This window comes from Desmonostoc muscorum LEGE 12446, assembly GCF_015207005.2.
Lineage (GTDB): Bacteria > Cyanobacteriota > Cyanobacteriia > Cyanobacteriales > Nostocaceae > Nostoc > Nostoc muscorum.
Genome location: NZ_JADEXS020000001.1, coordinates 392,231 through 410,254 on the forward strand (window position 1 = coordinate 392,231; position 18,024 = coordinate 410,254).

The 18,024-nt window shown below is 42.5% G+C and carries 14 protein-coding genes; 5 read left to right on the forward strand and 9 right to left on the reverse strand.

Annotated elements, in window-relative coordinates; all coding sequences use genetic code 11:
* Positions 1-43 precede the first annotated feature (43 nt).
* The 3 genes from IQ276_RS01690 to IQ276_RS01700 all read right to left on the reverse strand — a co-directional run bounded on the left by IQ276_RS01690 (position 44) and on the right by IQ276_RS01700 (position 3,376).
* Positions 44-502: a GNAT family N-acetyltransferase gene (locus tag IQ276_RS01690; RefSeq protein ID WP_193913906.1), complete on the reverse strand. Its 459-nt coding sequence runs from the start codon at positions 500-502 to the stop codon at positions 44-46.
* Positions 503-519: 17 nt separating this feature from the next.
* Positions 520-2,232 (reverse strand): fumarate reductase/succinate dehydrogenase flavoprotein subunit, encoded by a 1,713-nt coding sequence (locus IQ276_RS01695; protein WP_193913904.1) that lies wholly within the window; start codon positions 2,230-2,232, stop codon positions 520-522.
* Positions 2,233-2,338: 106 nt separating this feature from the next.
* Positions 2,339-3,376, reverse strand: a complete 1,038-nt coding sequence (locus IQ276_RS01700) for a sulfonate ABC transporter substrate-binding protein (RefSeq protein ID WP_193913937.1) — start codon at positions 3,374-3,376, stop codon at positions 2,339-2,341.
* Between the two features lie 607 nt (positions 3,377-3,983).
* Between IQ276_RS01700 and IQ276_RS01705 the strand changes: the two genes are divergently transcribed.
* Positions 3,984-5,183, forward strand: a complete 1,200-nt coding sequence (locus IQ276_RS01705; protein ID WP_193913902.1) for an acyl-CoA dehydrogenase family protein — start codon at positions 3,984-3,986, stop codon at positions 5,181-5,183.
* 199 nt (positions 5,184-5,382) lie between these two features.
* On the opposite strand, the gene IQ276_RS01710 is transcribed toward IQ276_RS01705, so the two are convergent.
* The 6 genes from IQ276_RS01710 to ssuD form a co-directional block, all read right to left on the reverse strand.
* On the reverse strand, positions 5,383-6,333 hold the full coding sequence (locus IQ276_RS01710) for a D-2-hydroxyacid dehydrogenase (protein WP_193913900.1): 951 nt from the start codon (positions 6,331-6,333) through the stop codon (positions 5,383-5,385).
* Between the two features lie 197 nt (positions 6,334-6,530).
* Positions 6,531-7,478: a D-2-hydroxyacid dehydrogenase gene (locus IQ276_RS01715; RefSeq protein ID WP_193918097.1), complete on the reverse strand. Its 948-nt coding sequence runs from the start codon at positions 7,476-7,478 to the stop codon at positions 6,531-6,533.
* A 257-nt stretch (positions 7,479-7,735) separates the two neighbouring features.
* The gene (locus IQ276_RS01720; RefSeq protein ID WP_193918095.1) at positions 7,736-8,236 is read right to left on the reverse strand and encodes a GNAT family N-acetyltransferase; all 501 of its coding nucleotides are present in this window, start codon (positions 8,234-8,236) and stop codon (positions 7,736-7,738) included.
* A 370-nt stretch (positions 8,237-8,606) separates the two neighbouring features.
* Positions 8,607-9,377 carry an ATP-binding cassette domain-containing protein gene (locus IQ276_RS01725; protein ID WP_193918093.1) on the reverse strand — a complete coding sequence of 257 codons (771 nt, stop codon included), beginning with the start codon at positions 9,375-9,377 and terminating at the stop codon, positions 8,607-8,609.
* A gap of 124 nt (positions 9,378-9,501) precedes the next feature.
* Complete coding sequence (gene ssuC, locus IQ276_RS01730) at positions 9,502-10,326, reverse strand: aliphatic sulfonate ABC transporter permease SsuC (protein ID WP_190879479.1); 825 nt, start codon at positions 10,324-10,326, stop codon at positions 9,502-9,504.
* 282 nt (positions 10,327-10,608) lie between these two features.
* Entirely contained in the window at positions 10,609-11,757 is a 1,149-nt protein-coding gene (ssuD, locus tag IQ276_RS01735) for an FMNH2-dependent alkanesulfonate monooxygenase (protein ID WP_193918091.1), read from the reverse strand.
* Positions 11,758-12,575: 818 nt separating this feature from the next.
* Between ssuD and IQ276_RS01740 the strand changes: the two genes are divergently transcribed.
* The 4 genes from IQ276_RS01740 (at position 12,576) to IQ276_RS01755 (ending at position 17,976) form a co-directional block, all read left to right on the forward strand.
* Positions 12,576-14,429 (forward strand): iron uptake porin, encoded by a 1,854-nt coding sequence (locus tag IQ276_RS01740; RefSeq protein ID WP_193918089.1) that lies wholly within the window; start codon positions 12,576-12,578, stop codon positions 14,427-14,429.
* Between the two features lie 481 nt (positions 14,430-14,910).
* The gene (locus IQ276_RS01745; protein WP_193918087.1) at positions 14,911-16,572 is read left to right on the forward strand and encodes an FAD-dependent oxidoreductase; all 1,662 of its coding nucleotides are present in this window, start codon (positions 14,911-14,913) and stop codon (positions 16,570-16,572) included.
* Positions 16,524-16,898: a 4Fe-4S binding protein gene (locus IQ276_RS01750; RefSeq protein ID WP_235116306.1), complete on the forward strand. Its 375-nt coding sequence runs from the start codon at positions 16,524-16,526 to the stop codon at positions 16,896-16,898. Before IQ276_RS01745 ends, IQ276_RS01750 begins: the two co-directional genes overlap by 49 nt.
* A gap of 19 nt (positions 16,899-16,917) precedes the next feature.
* The gene (locus IQ276_RS01755; protein WP_193918085.1) at positions 16,918-17,976 is read left to right on the forward strand and encodes an ABC transporter substrate-binding protein; all 1,059 of its coding nucleotides are present in this window, start codon (positions 16,918-16,920) and stop codon (positions 17,974-17,976) included.
* Positions 17,977-18,024: the final 48 nt, after the last annotated feature.

Here is an 18,024-nt window from a genome sequence, read left to right on the forward strand (position 1 = left end):
GGAAGAAAGAAATGCTTAACTGAAGGGTCTTGGACTATAAATTTTATGTTTTTTTAGTAAAAGTCATTGATTGTTTGATATTTGTATAGCCAATTTTTTCATAAAATACATGAGCCTCTTTCCGTTTGATATTAGAATTGAGCCTTATGCCATCACATCCAAGTAAACTAGCCCATTGTTCAATCTGCTGCATTAAAAATCTGCCAATTCCATGATTTCGATAATCTTTATCTACAACTAAACCAAGAATCATCGCTTGTTTTGGCATCACTATTAAGTCATAGATGTGTGCGTGTACCCAACCAATTACATAATCATTTTCTACAGTTGCAACATAGACAATGTGAGAATTATTATTTTCGATTTGCAGAAGACGCTGTTCTATTTGTGTTTTCGTAGCAGGATAGTTAAGCTGCTCAGAAAGAATAGCTATTTGTTCTGCATCCTGAATTTTTGATTGCCTAATTTTAACTTGCACATCAGTAGAAACTTTATTAGTCATAATCCTATGCAGAGCTTTTATCGGACTGCTACATCGTAAAACTCTTTTTGTAAATCTATGTCAATAATATAAGGCTCCACTGGACGCTTAAAAAGTACCATTTCTCCTGTGTCATGCTTTTTCAAATTGACGTGACAAAACCATTCTTCATTATTTTTATCTGGAAAATCCAAACGATAATGATATAAACCCCAGCGGGTTTCCCGACGATATAAAGATGCGCGTGCTGCCATTTCTGCACAATCACGAATAAAATGCACTTCCATGCAGCGCATTAGTTCGTGAGGATCTCGCGCTCCCATTTGCGTTAGGGTTTCTTCATAGCTGACAAAGTTATGCAAGCCAATTTCCATTTTGTTAGCAGATTTGGGCGGTTGTAAATAATCGTTTACTAGTCGGCGTAACTTATATTCTACCTGGGTGTGAGGAATGCCATTTGGCTGATTTAAAGGTGCATAAATTCTAGATTTTTCTGCTTCTAAAAAATCAGCATCTGGTTCTAAATGTTCCAAGTTTTGAATATATTCAATTGCATTTTCTCCCGCCAATCTTCCAAACACAAATGCACCAATCATGTAATTATGGGGGACGCTGGCCATGTCTCCGGCTGCGTAAAGTCCTGGTACTGTGGTTTCTGCTTTTTCGTTCACCCAAACACCAGATGCACTATGTCCACTACATAACCCAATTTCGGAAATGTTCATTTCAACTGCATGAGTGCGGTAGTCTTCACCTCTACCCTGATGAAAACGTTCTCTACTAGGACGCTCATTTGCCCATAAAATAGATTCAATTTCGGAAATTGTATCGTCATCCAAATGGTTCATTTTCATTTGAATGGGGCCTTTACCAGAGTTTAATTCTTTCCAAATTTCTAGCATCATTTGACCACTCCAGTAATCACAATTAATGAAGCGGTGTCCTTCGGCGTTGGCTGTATATGCTCCAAATGGCCCAGCAACATAAGCGCAGGCGGGGCCGTTGTAATCTTTAATTAGGGGGTTGATTTGGAAGCATTCGATATTGCTTAGTTCTGCGCCTGCATGGTACGCCATTGAGTAGCCATCGCCAGCATTGGTAGGGTTTTCGTAAGTACCGTAGAGATAGCCTGATGCAGGTAGTCCCAAGCGTCCGCAGGCTCCTGTGCTGAGGATGACGGCTTTTGCTTGGATGACGACGAAATCGCCGCCGCGCACGTCAAACCCAACTGCACCGATCGCTCTACCATTTTTTATTAGCACTCTCGTCGCCATCACACGGTTGGTGACGTTGACTTTATGGCGCTTGACTTGTCGGGTGAGAATTTGCTTGAGGTCTTTACCTTCTGGCATGGGCAACACATATTTACCCACCCGATGCACTTGTTTGAGGTCATAATTACCTTGGGGATCTTTTTGGAACTTAACGCCCCAGCTTTCCAACTCTTGAATAGTTTCGTAACCCAGCTTTCCGGTTTGGTAGACAGCTTTTTGGTGGACAATGCCATCATTTGCAATGGTGACTTCACGCACGTACTGTTCTGGGGTGGAATGTCCGGGGATGACGGCTGTGTTTACCCCATCCATTCCCATTGCGATCGCACCACTGCGACGAATATTCGCTTTTTCCAAAATTAAGACTTGGCGATCGCTATTAGCCTGTTTAGCTTTAATTGCAGCCATTGTCCCCGCCGTACCGCCCCCAATGACTAGGACATCCGTTTTTATCCACTGTGTATTTACGTTTGTCATTTGTCATTTGTCCTTTATCATTTGTTTTATAGCCAATAGCTAATGACGACTTTCGCAAAATTAGTAATTGATTACGAATTACGAATTACGAATTACGAATTACAAATTATTTCTTCCCTTGCCAAACTATTTCTTTAACTTTAATTTCTTTGGGGATCAATTTGATTTTATAAAAAGTATCTGCAACCTCTTGTTGTTTACTAATCACTTCATCCGTGAGCGGAAGTACATCATACTCTCGCCGCTTTTCAGCTATCTCCAAGACAGGAGCATCTATGCCCAATGCTGGGGAAAGGAGTTTAGCAACATCACTGGGATTACTTTTCGCCCAATCACTAACTTTCTTAACCTCATCCACAACTGTTTTCAAAGCATCCGGCTTGGTGTCAACAAAAGACTTAGCAGCGAGATAATAACCACGATTGGGAGCTAATCCCGTTCCATCTGTTAAAGTGCGTGCGCCTGTTGCTGCTTCTGCTGCGGCTAAGTACGGGTCCCAAATTGCCCAAGCCTCGACGTTCTTACTTTCAAAGGCAGCGCGAGCATCGGCTGGTGGCAGAGTTTTTGGCTGAATATCGCTGTATTTTAGTCCCGCCTTTTCTAAAGCTCTGACTAATAAATAGTTAGCATTAGAACCTTTAGCAAAAGCAACTCTTTTGCCTTTGAGTTCAGCTACACTTTTGATAGGTGAATCTTTAGGAACCAGGATAGCTTCAGCCTTAGGACTCCAAGGATCGTAGGCAACATAAACTAAAGGAATTCCCCCCGCTTGGGCAAATATTGGTGGTGATTCCCCAGTATAGCCAAAGTCAATGCTACCTGCGTTTAATGCTTCCAACATCGGAGGCCCAGCAGGAAATTCTGACCAAGTTACCGAAGCACCGGAGGCTGCAAAGGCTTTCTCTAAATCTCCTCTTGCCTTGAGCGCATAAAGGATAGTTGACGCTTTCTGGTAACCAATACGAACTACAGTGCTGCTAGTTGTCTGGGTTGTTTGGGTCGTTCCAGTGTTGCTTGTGGTTGGAGAACAAGCAAAAACAGCCAATGCTAAACCAATTCCGACTGTAAACATTAGGGAAAAGGTGTAAATCCTTTGCTGTTTCAATCTCTTGAGGAAGGCTATGTTTGTGCCCGCCGCAGACATGGCAATGCTCAGCAACCGAGTTGGAAAGAACTTCATCAACGTCTTGACTCTACTTTTAGGGATAAATATTCAACTTCCACCAAACGTAAAAGAAACTGGGGATTGGGGATTGGGTAATCAGTAGAGAGGTTGCAATTGCTAGTCTCTACAAGGATTTTGATATAGCGTTTCCCGACCTAGTAGGGGCACGGCACTGCCGTGCCCCTACGCCTAGCGATATAACGTTGTACCGCCTCTGAATGGCAGTCGCTCATGCACAATCGTTTTCATACATGAAATCAGCAATGCCAGAATTCTCTTATTAAAGCATACTACGGTAAATGCAGCATATTTTCGTAATATGCAATCACGTTTGGGTTTTACGCGCAGCCTGTAGCAGCTTCTTCTTTGAGGATAGCTACGAGTATCTGATGGCTGGAGGTACTTGCAAAAGCGATCGCAATCTATCTCTATCAGAGTTTTGGTAATTTGTTATAATTTTTAGGTATGATCGCTTAGTTTTTAATGAAAGCATCTCAAGTTTGCAGGAACATCAACTTTTTTTTGGCGGGACGACTGTCTGGCCGTCTTTAAAAGATTTAAGTTTCCCCTCAAGAAGCAATATATTATGTCACAGTTAGAACAAGCGCTGCCAGACACCTTTATAACCAAAAGCTTAGAAACGATTCCGAATATTTTCCACCAGGTTGAGGCTTTGGCCAAGGACTTTGCTACTCGTGCAGGGGTACACGACAAAGACGCTTCGTTTCCTTTTGAGAATTTTACAGCTTTGTATGAGGCAGGACTGCTCAGCCTCACCATCCCCCGCGAACTAGGTGGCCAGGATTTGGGGCTAGAGAGTATCTGCCGAGTAATTGAAGGCATAGCGCATGGTGATGCTTCCACCGCCCTAGTACTGACAATGCACTATCTCCAACATGCCCATGCAGCTCGCAGTCGTCGCTGGTATCCAGAAGTATACAAGCGGGTGTGTCGTGAATCAATCGAAGGCATTGCGCTGCTGAATGCTGCCCGTGTGGAACCAGAGTTAGGCACCCCAGCCAGAGGTGGATTGCCTGCTACTATTGCCGAACGGACAACAGAGGGTTGGCGTTTAACAGGTCACAAACAGTACACCACAGGTAGTCCCATCCTCAGCTACTTTGTTGTTTGGGCACGGACAACAGAAGATGAACCACAAGTTGGGAATTTTTTAGTTAAGCGCGATCTTCCTGGTTTGCGAATTGTCGAAACCTGGGATCACTTGGGGATGAGAGCCACAGGCAGCCACGACCTGATATTAGAGAATGTATTAATTCCCTCAGAATACGCTGTTGATATCCGCCCCATCTCTGCTGCACCTTCTTTTGACCCATTGATTTCTGCTTGGGGCAGCTTGACAGTGAGTGCTTTATATCTCGGTGTTGCTAGTGCTGCGCGAGACTGGCTGATAAAATATCTTTGGGAGCGATCGCCATCTAATTTAGGAGAGCCACTAGCAACTCTACCACGCTTTCAAACCGCCGTCGGTGAGATGGAAGCACTGCTATTTGCAAACCGCAGACTAATTTATAGTTTGGCTCAAGATATCGACAAGGGCGAGTATGAACCTAACGTAGGATTACAGGCACAAAGTGTTAAATATCTGACTACAACTAACTCGATTCGTGCCGTAGAGATTGCCTTGGAATTAACTGGAAATCCTGGTCTGTTGAAAAAGAATCCTTTAGAAAGACACTACCGTGACGTTCTGTGCAGCCGTATCCACACACCGCAAAATGACGTTATTTGCCAATCTTTAGGAAAATCGGCGTTGAAAGTTAAGTGATAGGGGACTAGTACCGCAAGGCGGAATTCGTAATTCGTAATTCGTAATTCGTAATTAGCTGTTCATAAGGGTTTGAGACATTTCAAAAAAGTTTGGGGGTTTGATTCCCCTGCCTCTACAGGCAGAACGTTTTGTAACGGGGATTTAACCCCGTTACAAAACGTAATTACGAATTACGAATTACGAATTACGAATTATTTTAATATCCTGCTTTTTTGTCCACGACATTCCGTAATGGCTGACCAGTTTGGTAGCGTTTAAGATTGTCAATAAACAATGCTGCGATGCGTTCTCTCAGCCGTGGTGACAGGGCTGAACAATGGGGTGTGATAAACGCGTTCGGTAGCGACCATAAGGGACTTTCCGGTGGCAGAGGTTCTATAGAAACAGTGTCTAATCCAGCACCCGCAATCCAACCTTCACGTAGGGCGGTGAGCAATGCGGTTTCATCTACTATTGCACCACGAGCAATATTGATCAGGTAGGCAGATGGACGCATAGAACGGAATGCATCTTCATCGATTAAACCTTTCGTTTCTGGAGTTAATGGTGTAGCAATAACTACATAATCTGCTGCGGGGAGGAGCGATCGCCATTCATCAGCACCGACAATTTTATCAAAATTGGGTAAAGGTTCGGGATGGCGGCGACTACCCCAAACTTCGACTCCAAAAGCTTTAGCGCGAGATGCGATCGCTTGACCAATATTTCCTGTGCCAATAATTAATAAAGTCGCATCTGCCAACTCTTCGAGAAACACACCTCTTACCCAAGTGTCTTCATCCTGCAAAACTTGCAATTTCCGCAGATTCTTGGCGTGATAAAGCATGAATGCCAGTACGAATTCCGAAATTGGAATCGCGTGAACTCCTGCGGCATTTGTAAGAATAATATCTCTTTTTAAATAAGTTGGCGTCAGGATATGATTCACACCAGCACTCGGTGACTGTTGCCAACGCAGCGCCGGTGCTGCCGCCAGTACTTTGTCAAGGGTAGAGGTCTTGAGGTAGAATCCGTTGACATAAACTTCAGCATCACTAGCATCACCATCGAGGTTGCCTTCACTATCCACCTCTACAAACTCTACATCAGATGGTAATAGCGGCTTAATCTCAGCAATCAAATGATCGGGTAAAATTAGTTTCACCATATTTCCTACTCCCTGATTTTAAGGGGACTGGGGATTGGGGACTGGGTATTGGGGATTGGGTATTGGGTATTGGGTATTGGGTATTGGGTATTGGGTATTGGGTATTGGGTATTGGGTATTAGGTATTACGCATCACGAAAACTAATCCCCAGTCCCCAGTCCCCAGTCCCCAGTCCCCAGTCCCCAGTCCCCACTCCCTAGTACCCTGCTTCCTTATCTACTACATTTCGTAACGGTTTACCAGCTTGGTAGCGCTTAAGATTGTCGATAAATAGAGCTATTGAACGCTGTTTACTTTTTGGTGAATGGCCGGAAGTATGGGGTGTGATAAAGATGTTTGGCAGTGACCATAAAGGACTTTCTGGTGGTAGGGGTTCGGTGTTAACTGTGTCTAATGCTGCACCTGCAATCCAACCTTCTGTAAGTGCTTTGATTAATGCTGATTCATCGATGACGCCGCCACGAGCAATATTAATTAAGTATGCATGGGGAGGGAGCGATCGCAATACAGATTCATCAATAAATTCTTTCGTTTCTTGTGTCAGTGGTGTTGCAATTACTACATAGTCTGCTGTGGGGAGGAGCGATCGCCATTCATCAGCACCCACTACTTTATCAAAATTTGGTAGTTCTTGGGGATGACGGCGACTGCCAATAATTTTCAAGCCAAACGGTTTAGCACGGGCGGCAATTTCTTGACCGATACCACCAGCACCAATAATTAGCAAAGTTGCATCTGTTAACTCTTTGATGGCGAAGCCTCTTTTCCAGTGACGTTCTGCTTGTAAACTATATAATTCTGGCAGATGCTTCGCATGAGCAAGTATGTAAGTAATCACAAATTCGGCAATGGGAATTCCATGTACTCCCGCCCCATTTGTGAGAAGAATATCTCTTTTCAAATAAGTTGGTGTCAGAATGTGATTCACCCCTGCATTGGGGGCATGATGCCAACGCAGTGCAGGTGCAGCTTCCAGTATTTTATGCAGTATAGGACTTCTAGATAAAAACCAACTGAAATAAACTTCAGCATCGCTAGCATCGCCATCTAAATTCCCATCAATATCTACTCGGACAATTTCTGTATTGGGTGGTAGATGTGGCTCAATATCAGCAACCAGATCGAGCGGCAAAATCAGCTTCATTGTAGATTACCTCTTCTTTCTTTTTACAGGGCTATCTTTGGAAATTGCCTCTGTTCGTTTAATCAAAAAAATTACTGCATTTTTTCTTGGCAAAAATTATGATTATGATATTTATAGGACTTACGCAATAACTCTCTGAAACTCTCATTTCTCCGTGCCCTCTGCGTCCTCTGCGGTACCCTGCGGGAAGCCGCTGGGCGTCTACAATTTTCCGTTACCTGTGCGTAAGTCATAATTGAGTAATAATTCACATCTTCTTATTTAATTTTTAAACACATAAACTCCAGATCAAAATATTGATCATTAAATTTATACGCCATTTCTTCTATTCCATATATTTGAAACCCCAATGATAAATAAACTTGTTTCGCTAAGAAATTATTTTTAACAACATCAAGTAATAATATTTCTACCTCGTTAATAGCTTTTGCTCTTTCAATTAATTGATTTAGCAATAATTTACCTATACCTTTTCCTCGATATTCTTGTTTAACATACATACTACTAACATATCCTTTATGCCTGAGTTTTATTCTTGATTCTTGGTGAAATGCGACTATTCCAATTAACTCTTTATCCTCAGAGCAGCCCAAAATAAAGTTATTATCTACTGGGATTCTATCCTGAAATTGTTCTATCGTCTTAATTGCTTCTTCATGATACGTTGTGCCAAATGAATCTGGATTTTTATATAAAGCTTCTAATCTGATCTGTCTATAATCTTCTGCATCATACTTTGTTAACTTTCTAATTATCATTAGATAAAATATAAATAATAGATATTTATTGCTTATTTCTTATAAAAATATATATGTAAATTTAACAAATTCTGTGGGTTTAAGTCCCCCGCTTCTATCAAGCAGCAAGTTTTGCGGTGGGGTTAAAATCTCCATTGCAAAACTTAATTACGAATTACGAATTACGAATTACGAATTATTTAATAATTATTATATTTTAGTTTATCTAGGTCGTGAATATATAAAAAATCACGCAGAGGCGCAGAGGGGAGAGTTCGCAGGAGTTTGGATTGGTGTAGTTACTTTTTAATAGGAAATTTTAATCTCGAAGTAGCCTATTTACCGCAGCTACCTCAAGTTGAATATCGCTTGACTAAAAAAAGCTTAAATCTCAACTACTCAGCTGTAATAACTGGTTGCTTGGCTGAGTATTTTCATTGTTCATTACTCGTTCTAAAACTGCTTCTCTAATATTGATAAACTGTTCATGACTTCTATCTCGTGGGCGTGCAAGTCTCACAGGTAAATCTAAAGTAATCTGCCCTGCTTCAATCAGAATCACTCGGTCTGCCAATGCTACTGCTTCTTCTACATCATGAGTAACTAAAAATGCAGTAAACTTGCGCTCTAGCCACAAATTCTCAATCAAATGCTGCATCTCTAGGCGAGTGAGAGCATCCAATGCCCCCAAAGGTTCATCTAACAATAACAAACGTGGCTGACTCACTAATGCTCTTGCTAATGAAACCCGTTGGCGCTGTCCACCAGATAATACGTGAGGCCATTCCTCAGCTCTATCCTCAAGTCCAACTTTTTCTAGTGCCCACTTGGCTTTTTCACGCCAATTTCCTTGCAAGCCTAACCCCACATTCTCAATCACTCGCTTCCACGGTAGTAAACGGGGGTCTTGAAACATCACTGTTACAGACCGGGTAAGTTTACGTAGTGGTTCTCCATCTAGTAAGATTCCGCCTGAACTCGGTTTATCCAATGCTGACACCAGACGCAATAAAGTACTCTTACCGCAACCACTACGTCCTACAATGGCAACAAACTCACCTGGTGCAACTTCTAAATTCAACGAATTTAAAACATTTTTTCTGCCAAAATCCTTCGTCAGATCCAAAATACTTAATTGTGTACCTTGTACATTTGAACTCACTCGAAAAACCTCCCTTATTTACAATTGATGATTGTTATTGCAACCCAATCCATATCGGATATACAATTTTTGTCATTAATCCCAAGTCAAATGAATAATTTTCAGGTTTTACTGAAACTAAAAACTATGCCCTTTGGTAATTAGGATTCCAAGCCAAAAACTTTCTTTCTAATGTTCTGGCAGTGGCATCTGCTAATTTGCCTAACAAAGCATAAATAACAATACTCAATACCACAACATCTGTTTGCATAAATTCACGAGCATTCATCGCCATATAGCCAAGCCCAGAATCTGCTGCAATGGTTTCTGCAACAATTAGTGTTAGCCACATAATACCCAAGGAAAAACGGACACCAACAAGAATCGAAGATAAAGCTCCAGGAAAAATTATTTGCCACAAAAGTTGGGGTGTTTTCAATCCGTATACTTTTCCCATTTCAATCAGTCCTGGATCTACACTACGAATCCCATGAAATGTATTGAGATATAGCGGAAAAAATACTCCCATAGATACTAGAAATAATCTAGCTTGGTCGCCAATACCAAACCAGAGAATTACTAGTGGAATTAATGCCAAATTAGGGATAGTACGGAGCATTTGCAGGGAACTATCCAATAACCTTTCGGCTATACGGGAAAAGCCATTGAGCAATCCCAAACCGAACCCAATGCTACCACCAACTATGAAACCAGATATGGCACGCCCAGCACTAATTCCTATGTGTTGAAACAGTTCTCCAGTTGAGGCTAATCTAATTGCTGTGGCAATTACACCACTAGGAGCTGGTAAAATTCTGCTTGAAAGTAGACCAGTTCTAGAAGAAAATTCCCAAAGTACTAGCACGAGAACAGGTACAATCCAAGGAACTATTTTGTCGAATTGTGGGTTTTGTAGCAGCCCATTTAGGGATATGTTACTACTTTTGCTGTGTTTGAGGGTGATAGTCATAAAATTTTGGATTTTGGATTTTAGATTTTAGATTCTCCACAAAGATAAATCTAAAGAAGTTAGGATTTTAGGCTATTTGCAAGGAGAAATCTAGAAGGATGAAATTATTAGATTTTCCGGGATAATTCAGCACTAACAATTCAAAAAAATCTAACCAATCCAGTATGGTTGGTATATTCTTGAATGACTCTGAATTCTGACTCCTGAATTCTGAGAACTTTAGATTTGAAATTTTGTATTTGTAATCCAAAATCCCAAATCTAAAATCTAAAATTTCCATACTTATGAGGCAGCTGTTAGTTGTTTAGCAAATTTTTCATTGGCGGTTGTTTCGCCAAAATGACTCAAGACTTGTGGTATTGGAGGTGCAGATTGGTTCTGCAAAGGTAGGCGTGGGAATAATAATTCAGCGGTGCGATATGCTTCTTCTAAGTGCGGATATCCAGAAAAAACAAAAGTTTCTATTCCTAGTTCTTGATATTCCAGCATCCTAGCGGTAACGGTGTCGGGATCTCCAACTAAAGCAGTACCAGCACCACCCCGCACTAATCCAATTCCTGTCCAGAGGTTGGGGCTAATTTCTAGGGTTTGCCGAGAGCCATTATGTAGTTGACTCATGCGCCGCTGTCCTTCAGAATCAGAACTAGCAAGGTCTTTTTGAGCTGTGGCGATCGCTTCTTCATCCACATACTTAATTAACTCATTGGCTGCATCCCAAGCCGCAGACTCGGTTTCTCGCACAATTACATGCAAACGAATACCAAAACGTACTGTTCTGCCTTGTTCTGCCGCCAGTCGCCGAACTTCAGCAATTTTTTGTGCAACTTGTTGCGGAGGTTCTCCCCAAGTCAGATACACATCTATATGTTTGGCAGCAACTCGCTTGGCAGCAGCAGATGAACCACCAAACCACAAAGGTGGATAGGGTTTTTGAACTGGCGGGAATAGGAGTTTACCACCTTTGATGTCTAGGTAGTTTCCTTTAAAATCAACTGTTTCACCGCTGACGATACCCCGCCAAACATGCAAGAATTCATCGGTTAAATCATAGCGATCGTCATGACTCAGATGCAAGCCATCCCCAGCAAGATGCACCGGATCTCCACCTGTCACCACATTAATCAACAATCTTCCCTTAGAAATTCGGTCAAATGTTGCTGCCATCCGTGCCGCAGCGCCAGGAGAAGTGATTCCTGGACGAATTGCCACGAGAAATTTCATTTGCTTGGTAACAGATATGAAAGCCGCAGCAGTAATCCAAGCATCTTCACAAGAACGCCCTGTGGGTAACAATGCCCCTGTGTAACCTAAACTATCCACAGCTTGGGCAATTTGCTGCAAATAATCAGGTGTAGCAACACGAGAGCCAATATCTGTGCCTAAATAGCGTCCGTCACGAGATCCAGTAGGAATAAACCAAAGAATTTGCATGTTTATCAGGGTATCAGGTTCAGAATTTACGTTTTTCCGATCGAATTACCGTAGTTTATAGGTGAAATTCTACCCGATATTACGTAAAAATCAACCCTAATTTAACCATTGGTAAAAAATATTTGTTTGCCGACTAACTTTTTAGTGAGCAGTTATAACTAGATAACTTTGTTAGCGTCTATTATTTTGACACTTTTTTGGTCAGGATGGCTGTATTGTCAAACACAACTTTCTACTTAGAAAATCATACATTTGAAGAAATATAGGGAGTGGGGGAGATCAAGGGCAGAGGTCTATGGCAGGAACCCCTAACGCAGGACAGGGGGCAAAGGGGCACAGAAGCAGAGGGGAAAATTCCTAACCCCTAACCCCTAACCCCTAACTCCTAACTCCTAACTCCTAACTCAGCACTCTTTATAATATTTTCCGATCGCAACGAAGTACTGGGTCTTGCATTGTAGCAAGCTCTATGCAAAGATATTTCTAAATAAAATCCGGTAAGTCTATCGTTTTATCGGATTTAACTAATAATTGATGCTGTCAAAATATAGCTGATTACCAGTCACCAATTTTCAAACATCATCTTACTATCCTTGCAAGCGGCAAAATTAATAATTTACTGCGACTTTTGGATTGTATATTCAACTGCTTAGTTGTGGTTTTGATATCCGAAGATTTGTAATTTTCTCATCAATTAAACCTTTACTAAGTCCACTATCTAATGGTTTAGCACAAACATTGCATCAGGGATTTATGGTGATTTTTTGTGCAGTTTAGAGCTAGTTTATTCGTTTTTCAGGTTGAGGAGTTAAAGAGTCATGTCCAATTTTCGCTGGAATTATAGATCCATACTGTTCCTCCTTTCGTTACTAGATATTCTAGCTATCCTGGTTTTTCATCCGGCCAAAAGTCAGGCCGAACTGCCTAAACAAGTAGAAGCAAACAAACCTCCAGAAATAGTTGTTGATCGGACAGCTGAAACTTCAGTTGCTCAAGTAGAAGCAAACAAACCTCCAGAAGCAGTTGTTAATCAGACAGTTGAAACTTCAATTCCATCGATAACTAGAAAAAAGGTTACAAACCCAGAACGAGTGACACCTATATCGGAATTGTTGGATGTTGCACCACCCGCTAATAAAAAACCTACCAATAATTCGGCAGGACAAGTGACATCCGTCTCGCAACTATCAGATGTGAAGCCGACAGATTGGGCATTTCAAGCACTACAGTCTTTGGTGGAGCGTTATGGTGTAATTGCTGGATATACAGATGGCACATTTAAAGGGAATCGTGCCCTAACGCGCTATGAATTTGCAGCTGGGTTAAATGCAGCTTTAGATCGCCTCAATGAACTCATAGCGACTTCAACGACAGATTTAGTCAGACGGGAAGACTTGGATACCATCACAAAATTACAAGAACAATTTTCTGTAGAACTTGCTCAATTTCGGGGACGCTTAGATAGCTTGGAAGCGCGGACTGCGAAGTTAGAAGCAACCCAGTTTACCACCACAACCAAACTTATCGGTAGAGCGCAGATTGTCTTTGGTTCAGTTCTGGCGGGCAATAATGTTGTGACTAGGACACCCGCACCTCGCAATGTCACAGCTTCTGGTTCAGCTTCCTTACGCTTAAACACGAGTTTTAACGGTAAAGACTCACTCAGCTTATCGCTGTCAGGTGGAAATCAACCATCCCTGGGACAAACAAGAGCTGGATTATTGGGAACTTATGAGGGGAGAACCGCTGATAACTCCAGTATTACTTTTGCACCCAACTCTGTTACTCTCGGTGGTGTTCGCTATCGGTTTTTACCTACTCCAAATACCCAAGTCAATATTTATGCTCTATCCGATGGAGCTAGTGAGATCGGCCTTTCTGGTCCGGTTAACCCATATTTTGAATCGTCTTCTGCAACTGGCGCTAATGGAATTTCACGATTTTCACGGCGGTCTTTGGTCTATAACTATGGAGATAGCGGCCCCGGAATTGCCATACTCCAGCGATTAGGCAAACAGGTTCAATTCGGGGTAGCGTATAGCGCACCAAACGGTGGTAATCCCAGACCTAATAATGGTTTATTTTCAGGTAGGTATTTAGCTTTAGCCCAGTTAATATACTACTCTGCTAATCGGAATTTTCGAGTGGCTGCAACTTACGTCAATACCTATAGCCCGGCAAATACTAGAGGTCTAAGTGGAACAAACTTCGGCCCAGCAGTCGGGAGTAACCTGGTAAACAGTACCGTAGCTGGAGCGGGAACTGTCGGCAATCTTTATGGACTACAAGCGTTTTATCAAATTAGTCCTAAGTTGGCAATCAATGGATGGGTAAGTTATGCAGCGCATCGCTATATAGGACGTGGAGATGGCAATGCTATGGATTGGGCGGTAGGACTGGCATTCCCGGATCTTTTTAAGGAAGGCGCTCTAGGGGGAGTTTTAGTTGGTATGGAGCCAAAACTCACTCGCCTCAGTAATAGTGTAAATTTGGGAGCAGGTGCGGGACAAGCAGATAAAGACACCTCTCTGCACGTTGAGGCATTTTACCAATATAAAATCGGGGATAATATTGAGATTACGCCGGGTTTGATCTGGATTACTGCACCCGATTCTAATAATAGTAATCCTGATAGTTTATTTGGTTGGGTTCGTACTGTCTTTAGGTTTTAGTCATTTGTCATTTGTCACTCGTCATTTGTAAAGACTGAGGCTCCAGGGGCAGGCGGCAACGGGGAGAATGAAAAATTCCTGTTTCCCTGCTGCTCCCTACTCCCCTCTTTAGCGCTAAAGCACTAACTACAAACAACTCATAGCCATCTGAAAATCAAAGATGCACAAAACCATGTAAAAAGCAAGTGTATGTTGAGATATGGAAAGTTGATTTTACAGAACTTTATGTTGAAATTTGTCTGTGAAAATGCTTGCTTTTTATCAGAAATTGTGAAAAGCTTTGTTATGTCACAAACTACGGTTAATCGCTAAAGATAAAGTAGTTTAAAATTTAATCTACTGGCAACCTTAAATAAAGGAGCCATAATCGAGGGTAGTAGGAAACCCTCAACCAAGTAGAAAATAGATTTCTGATGGTGTGCGGCATCGATGGGGTGAAGATTTGATGCTTGAGACTTGATCGATGGGGGAAATACTTTAGATGCTGAAGACGTTAACAACCGATTTTGAACTCGACTTGCAAGCAGATGTCCTAGTAATTGGGGGTGGGCCTGCTGGAACTTGGGCGGCTTGGAGTGCTGCATCAAGTGGAGCTAGAGTTGTCCTCGTAGACAAAGGATATTGTGGGACGACTGGATGTGCTGCTGCGTCTGGTAATGGTGTGTGGTATGTGCCACCCGACCCAGAAGCACGGGAAACAGCCAAGGCGAGTCGGGAATCATTGGGTGGGTTTTTATCCGATCGCCATTGGATGGATCGGGTGCTGAATCAGACCTATGTCAACGTTAATCAGTTAGCAGAGTGGGGTTATCCCTTTCCCACCGACGATGAAGGCAAGCCCTATCGGCGATCGCTCCAAGGCCCCGAATACATGCGGTTGATGCGACGGCAAATTCAACGGGCAGGAGTCAAGATTTTAGACCACAGCCCCGCCTTAGAACTATTGGTAGGTGAAGATGGTGCTATTGGCGGTGCTACCGGTGTGAACCGTCAGACTGGTGGGAGATGGATGGTGCGATCGCGTGCCACAATCATTGCCACTGGTGGCTGTGCGTTTCTGAGTAAAGCGTTGGGATGCAATGTCCTGACAGGGGATGGTTATTTAATGGCTGCTGAAGCAGGTGCCGAGATGTCGGGTATGGAGTTTTCCAACGCTTATGGCATCTCCCCAGCTTTTTCTTCAGTTACCAAAACCCTGTTCTACAATTGGGCAACGTTCACCTATGAAGACGGTACCGTGATTCCTGGTGCTGGTTCTCAAAGGGGACGTTCGGTAATCGCCCAGACATTGCTGCAACAGCCAGTTTACGCCATTTTGGATAAAGCAACCCAATCCATGCGCCCATCTATGCGTTTGGCACAGCCTAATTTCTTTTTACCCTTCGACCGTGCAGGTATAGATCCATTTACCCAACGTTTTCCCGTTACCTTGCGCCTAGAGGGAACTGTACGCGGTACAGGAGGAATTCGGATTGTAGATGAGAGCTGTGCTACTTCCGTGCGGGGACTCTACGCTGCTGGAGATGCAGCCACACGGGAGCTGATTTGTGGCGGATTCACTGGCGGTGGTAGTCACAATGCAGCTTGGGCAATATCTTCTGGCTATTGGTCAGGTCAATCAGCTGCTGAATATATCCGCAGTTTGAAAGAACAAAAAGCTCAAGGACGGGTTCAGGGTGTTGGAGAGGTAGGATTAAAGAGTCAGAGCGATCGCCATCATAAATTTGCAACCGATGAAGTGATTCACGCAGTCCAAGCCGAAGTATTCCCCTACGAAAAGAACTTATTCCGTACAGAACAAGGCTTAACTGAGTCTTTAGGGAGACTAAATCACCTCTGGCAAGAAATCCGTAGTAGCCAAGTAACATCAAATCAAGAACTTATTCGGGCTAGAGAAGCTGCGGCCATGGTAGCCACAGCGCGATGGATGTATAGCAGTGCCATTGAACGAAAAGAAACTCGTGGTATGCACAAACATTTAGACTATCCCGAACAAGATCCCAACCAGCAACATTATTTAATTAGTGGTGGATTAGATCAAGTCTGGGTCAAGACTCAGCCGCTAAACACTACAGCAAAAGCAGAAATTTTCCAATCCAAAATCCAAAATCTAAAATCCAAAATAGGAGGAGCCGTAGTGTGATTGAGTTGGTCAGCGAATCACGGTGCATAAAATGTAATATCTGCGTGAACGTTTGTCCAACTAACGTGTTTGAACGTGTACCTGATGCACCGCCAACTATTGCCCGACAAAGTGACTGTCAAACCTGTTATATGTGCGAATTGTATTGTCCAGTTGACGCCCTTTATGTAGCACCCCAAAGCGACATGCAGACTTCAGTCAACGAAGCAGAATTGGTAGAAGTCGGCTTACTGGGTAGTTACCGTGAAAACGTTGGTTGGGGACATAAACGCACATCAACAGCAAACAACGATCAAACATTCCAAATTTTGAAGCAGATGAAATAGTACAGCGGAGAAAATAGTCATGCTGTCGTTCATGTTAGCAATAGGTTCTATCAGTCAAAATAAAATTAGTTTGAAATTATCAACTTCAGTCGTTTGTGTATTACTGCTGCTAACTACAGCATGTAGCCAAGGCAAAAGTGAATCGGCTCAATCCATTGAGACTATTAATGCCAATAGTACTAGTTCTATTGCTGCATCTAATAATATATCTATCTTGCGTATAGGTTATGTAGGTAGTACAGAACCTACAGGGGCACTTGGTTGGGCAAAGAAAAAGGGAATATTAGAGCGCGAACTCAAAAAATCGGGATTTCAAAACATTACTTTTGCGCGATTTCCTAACGGACCGGATCTAAATGAAGCACTTGTTGCAGGTCAATTAGATGTTGGTTCTTTAGGGGATACACCAGCCATAGTTTTAAGAGCTAGGGGTGAAGAAACTCGACTGCTGCGGATTAGCCAATTTAATACAACCGCTTGGTTAGTAGCGAAAAAAAATGGCCCGCGATCGCTTGCTGAACTTAAAGGTGAAAAAATAGCTACCCAAAAAGGTTCTTATATGCATCGATACCTGCTGGGTTTGTTAGCTGAAACTAAAATTGCCAAAGATGTAAAAGTTGTTCACTTGATGAGTACTGAAGCAAAAGCAGCTTTAGAACGTGGTGATGTAGCGGCTTATGCGACTTCAAGCGATATGGGACCTTTTTTGAAATCCCAAGGATTTCCAGTGATTGATTCTTCTGCGAATCATAAGGGTTTATCAGGGACATCACTAATTGTAGCAACCGAAAAATTTCTGGCGAAAAAACCTGATTTTCCAGATAAATTTAACGCAATTCTGACAGAAGCAGCCAAGGATTTAAAAGCTAACTCTGAAGAATATTATCAGTACCACGCTCAAACTACTAAATATCCCATCGATATCATCAAAATATCTTACCCACTTAAACAAGTATCAGAAGAACGTTTACCACCTGAAGGAGTGAAACTTTTAGAAGGGACTAAGAAATTTTTAGTTTCGCAAGGTTTAGCAAAGTCCGACTTTCAATTAAAAGATTGGGTTGGGACTGGGGACTAGGAAGATAAGGGAGATGAGGGAGATGAGGGAGATGAGGGAGATGAGGGA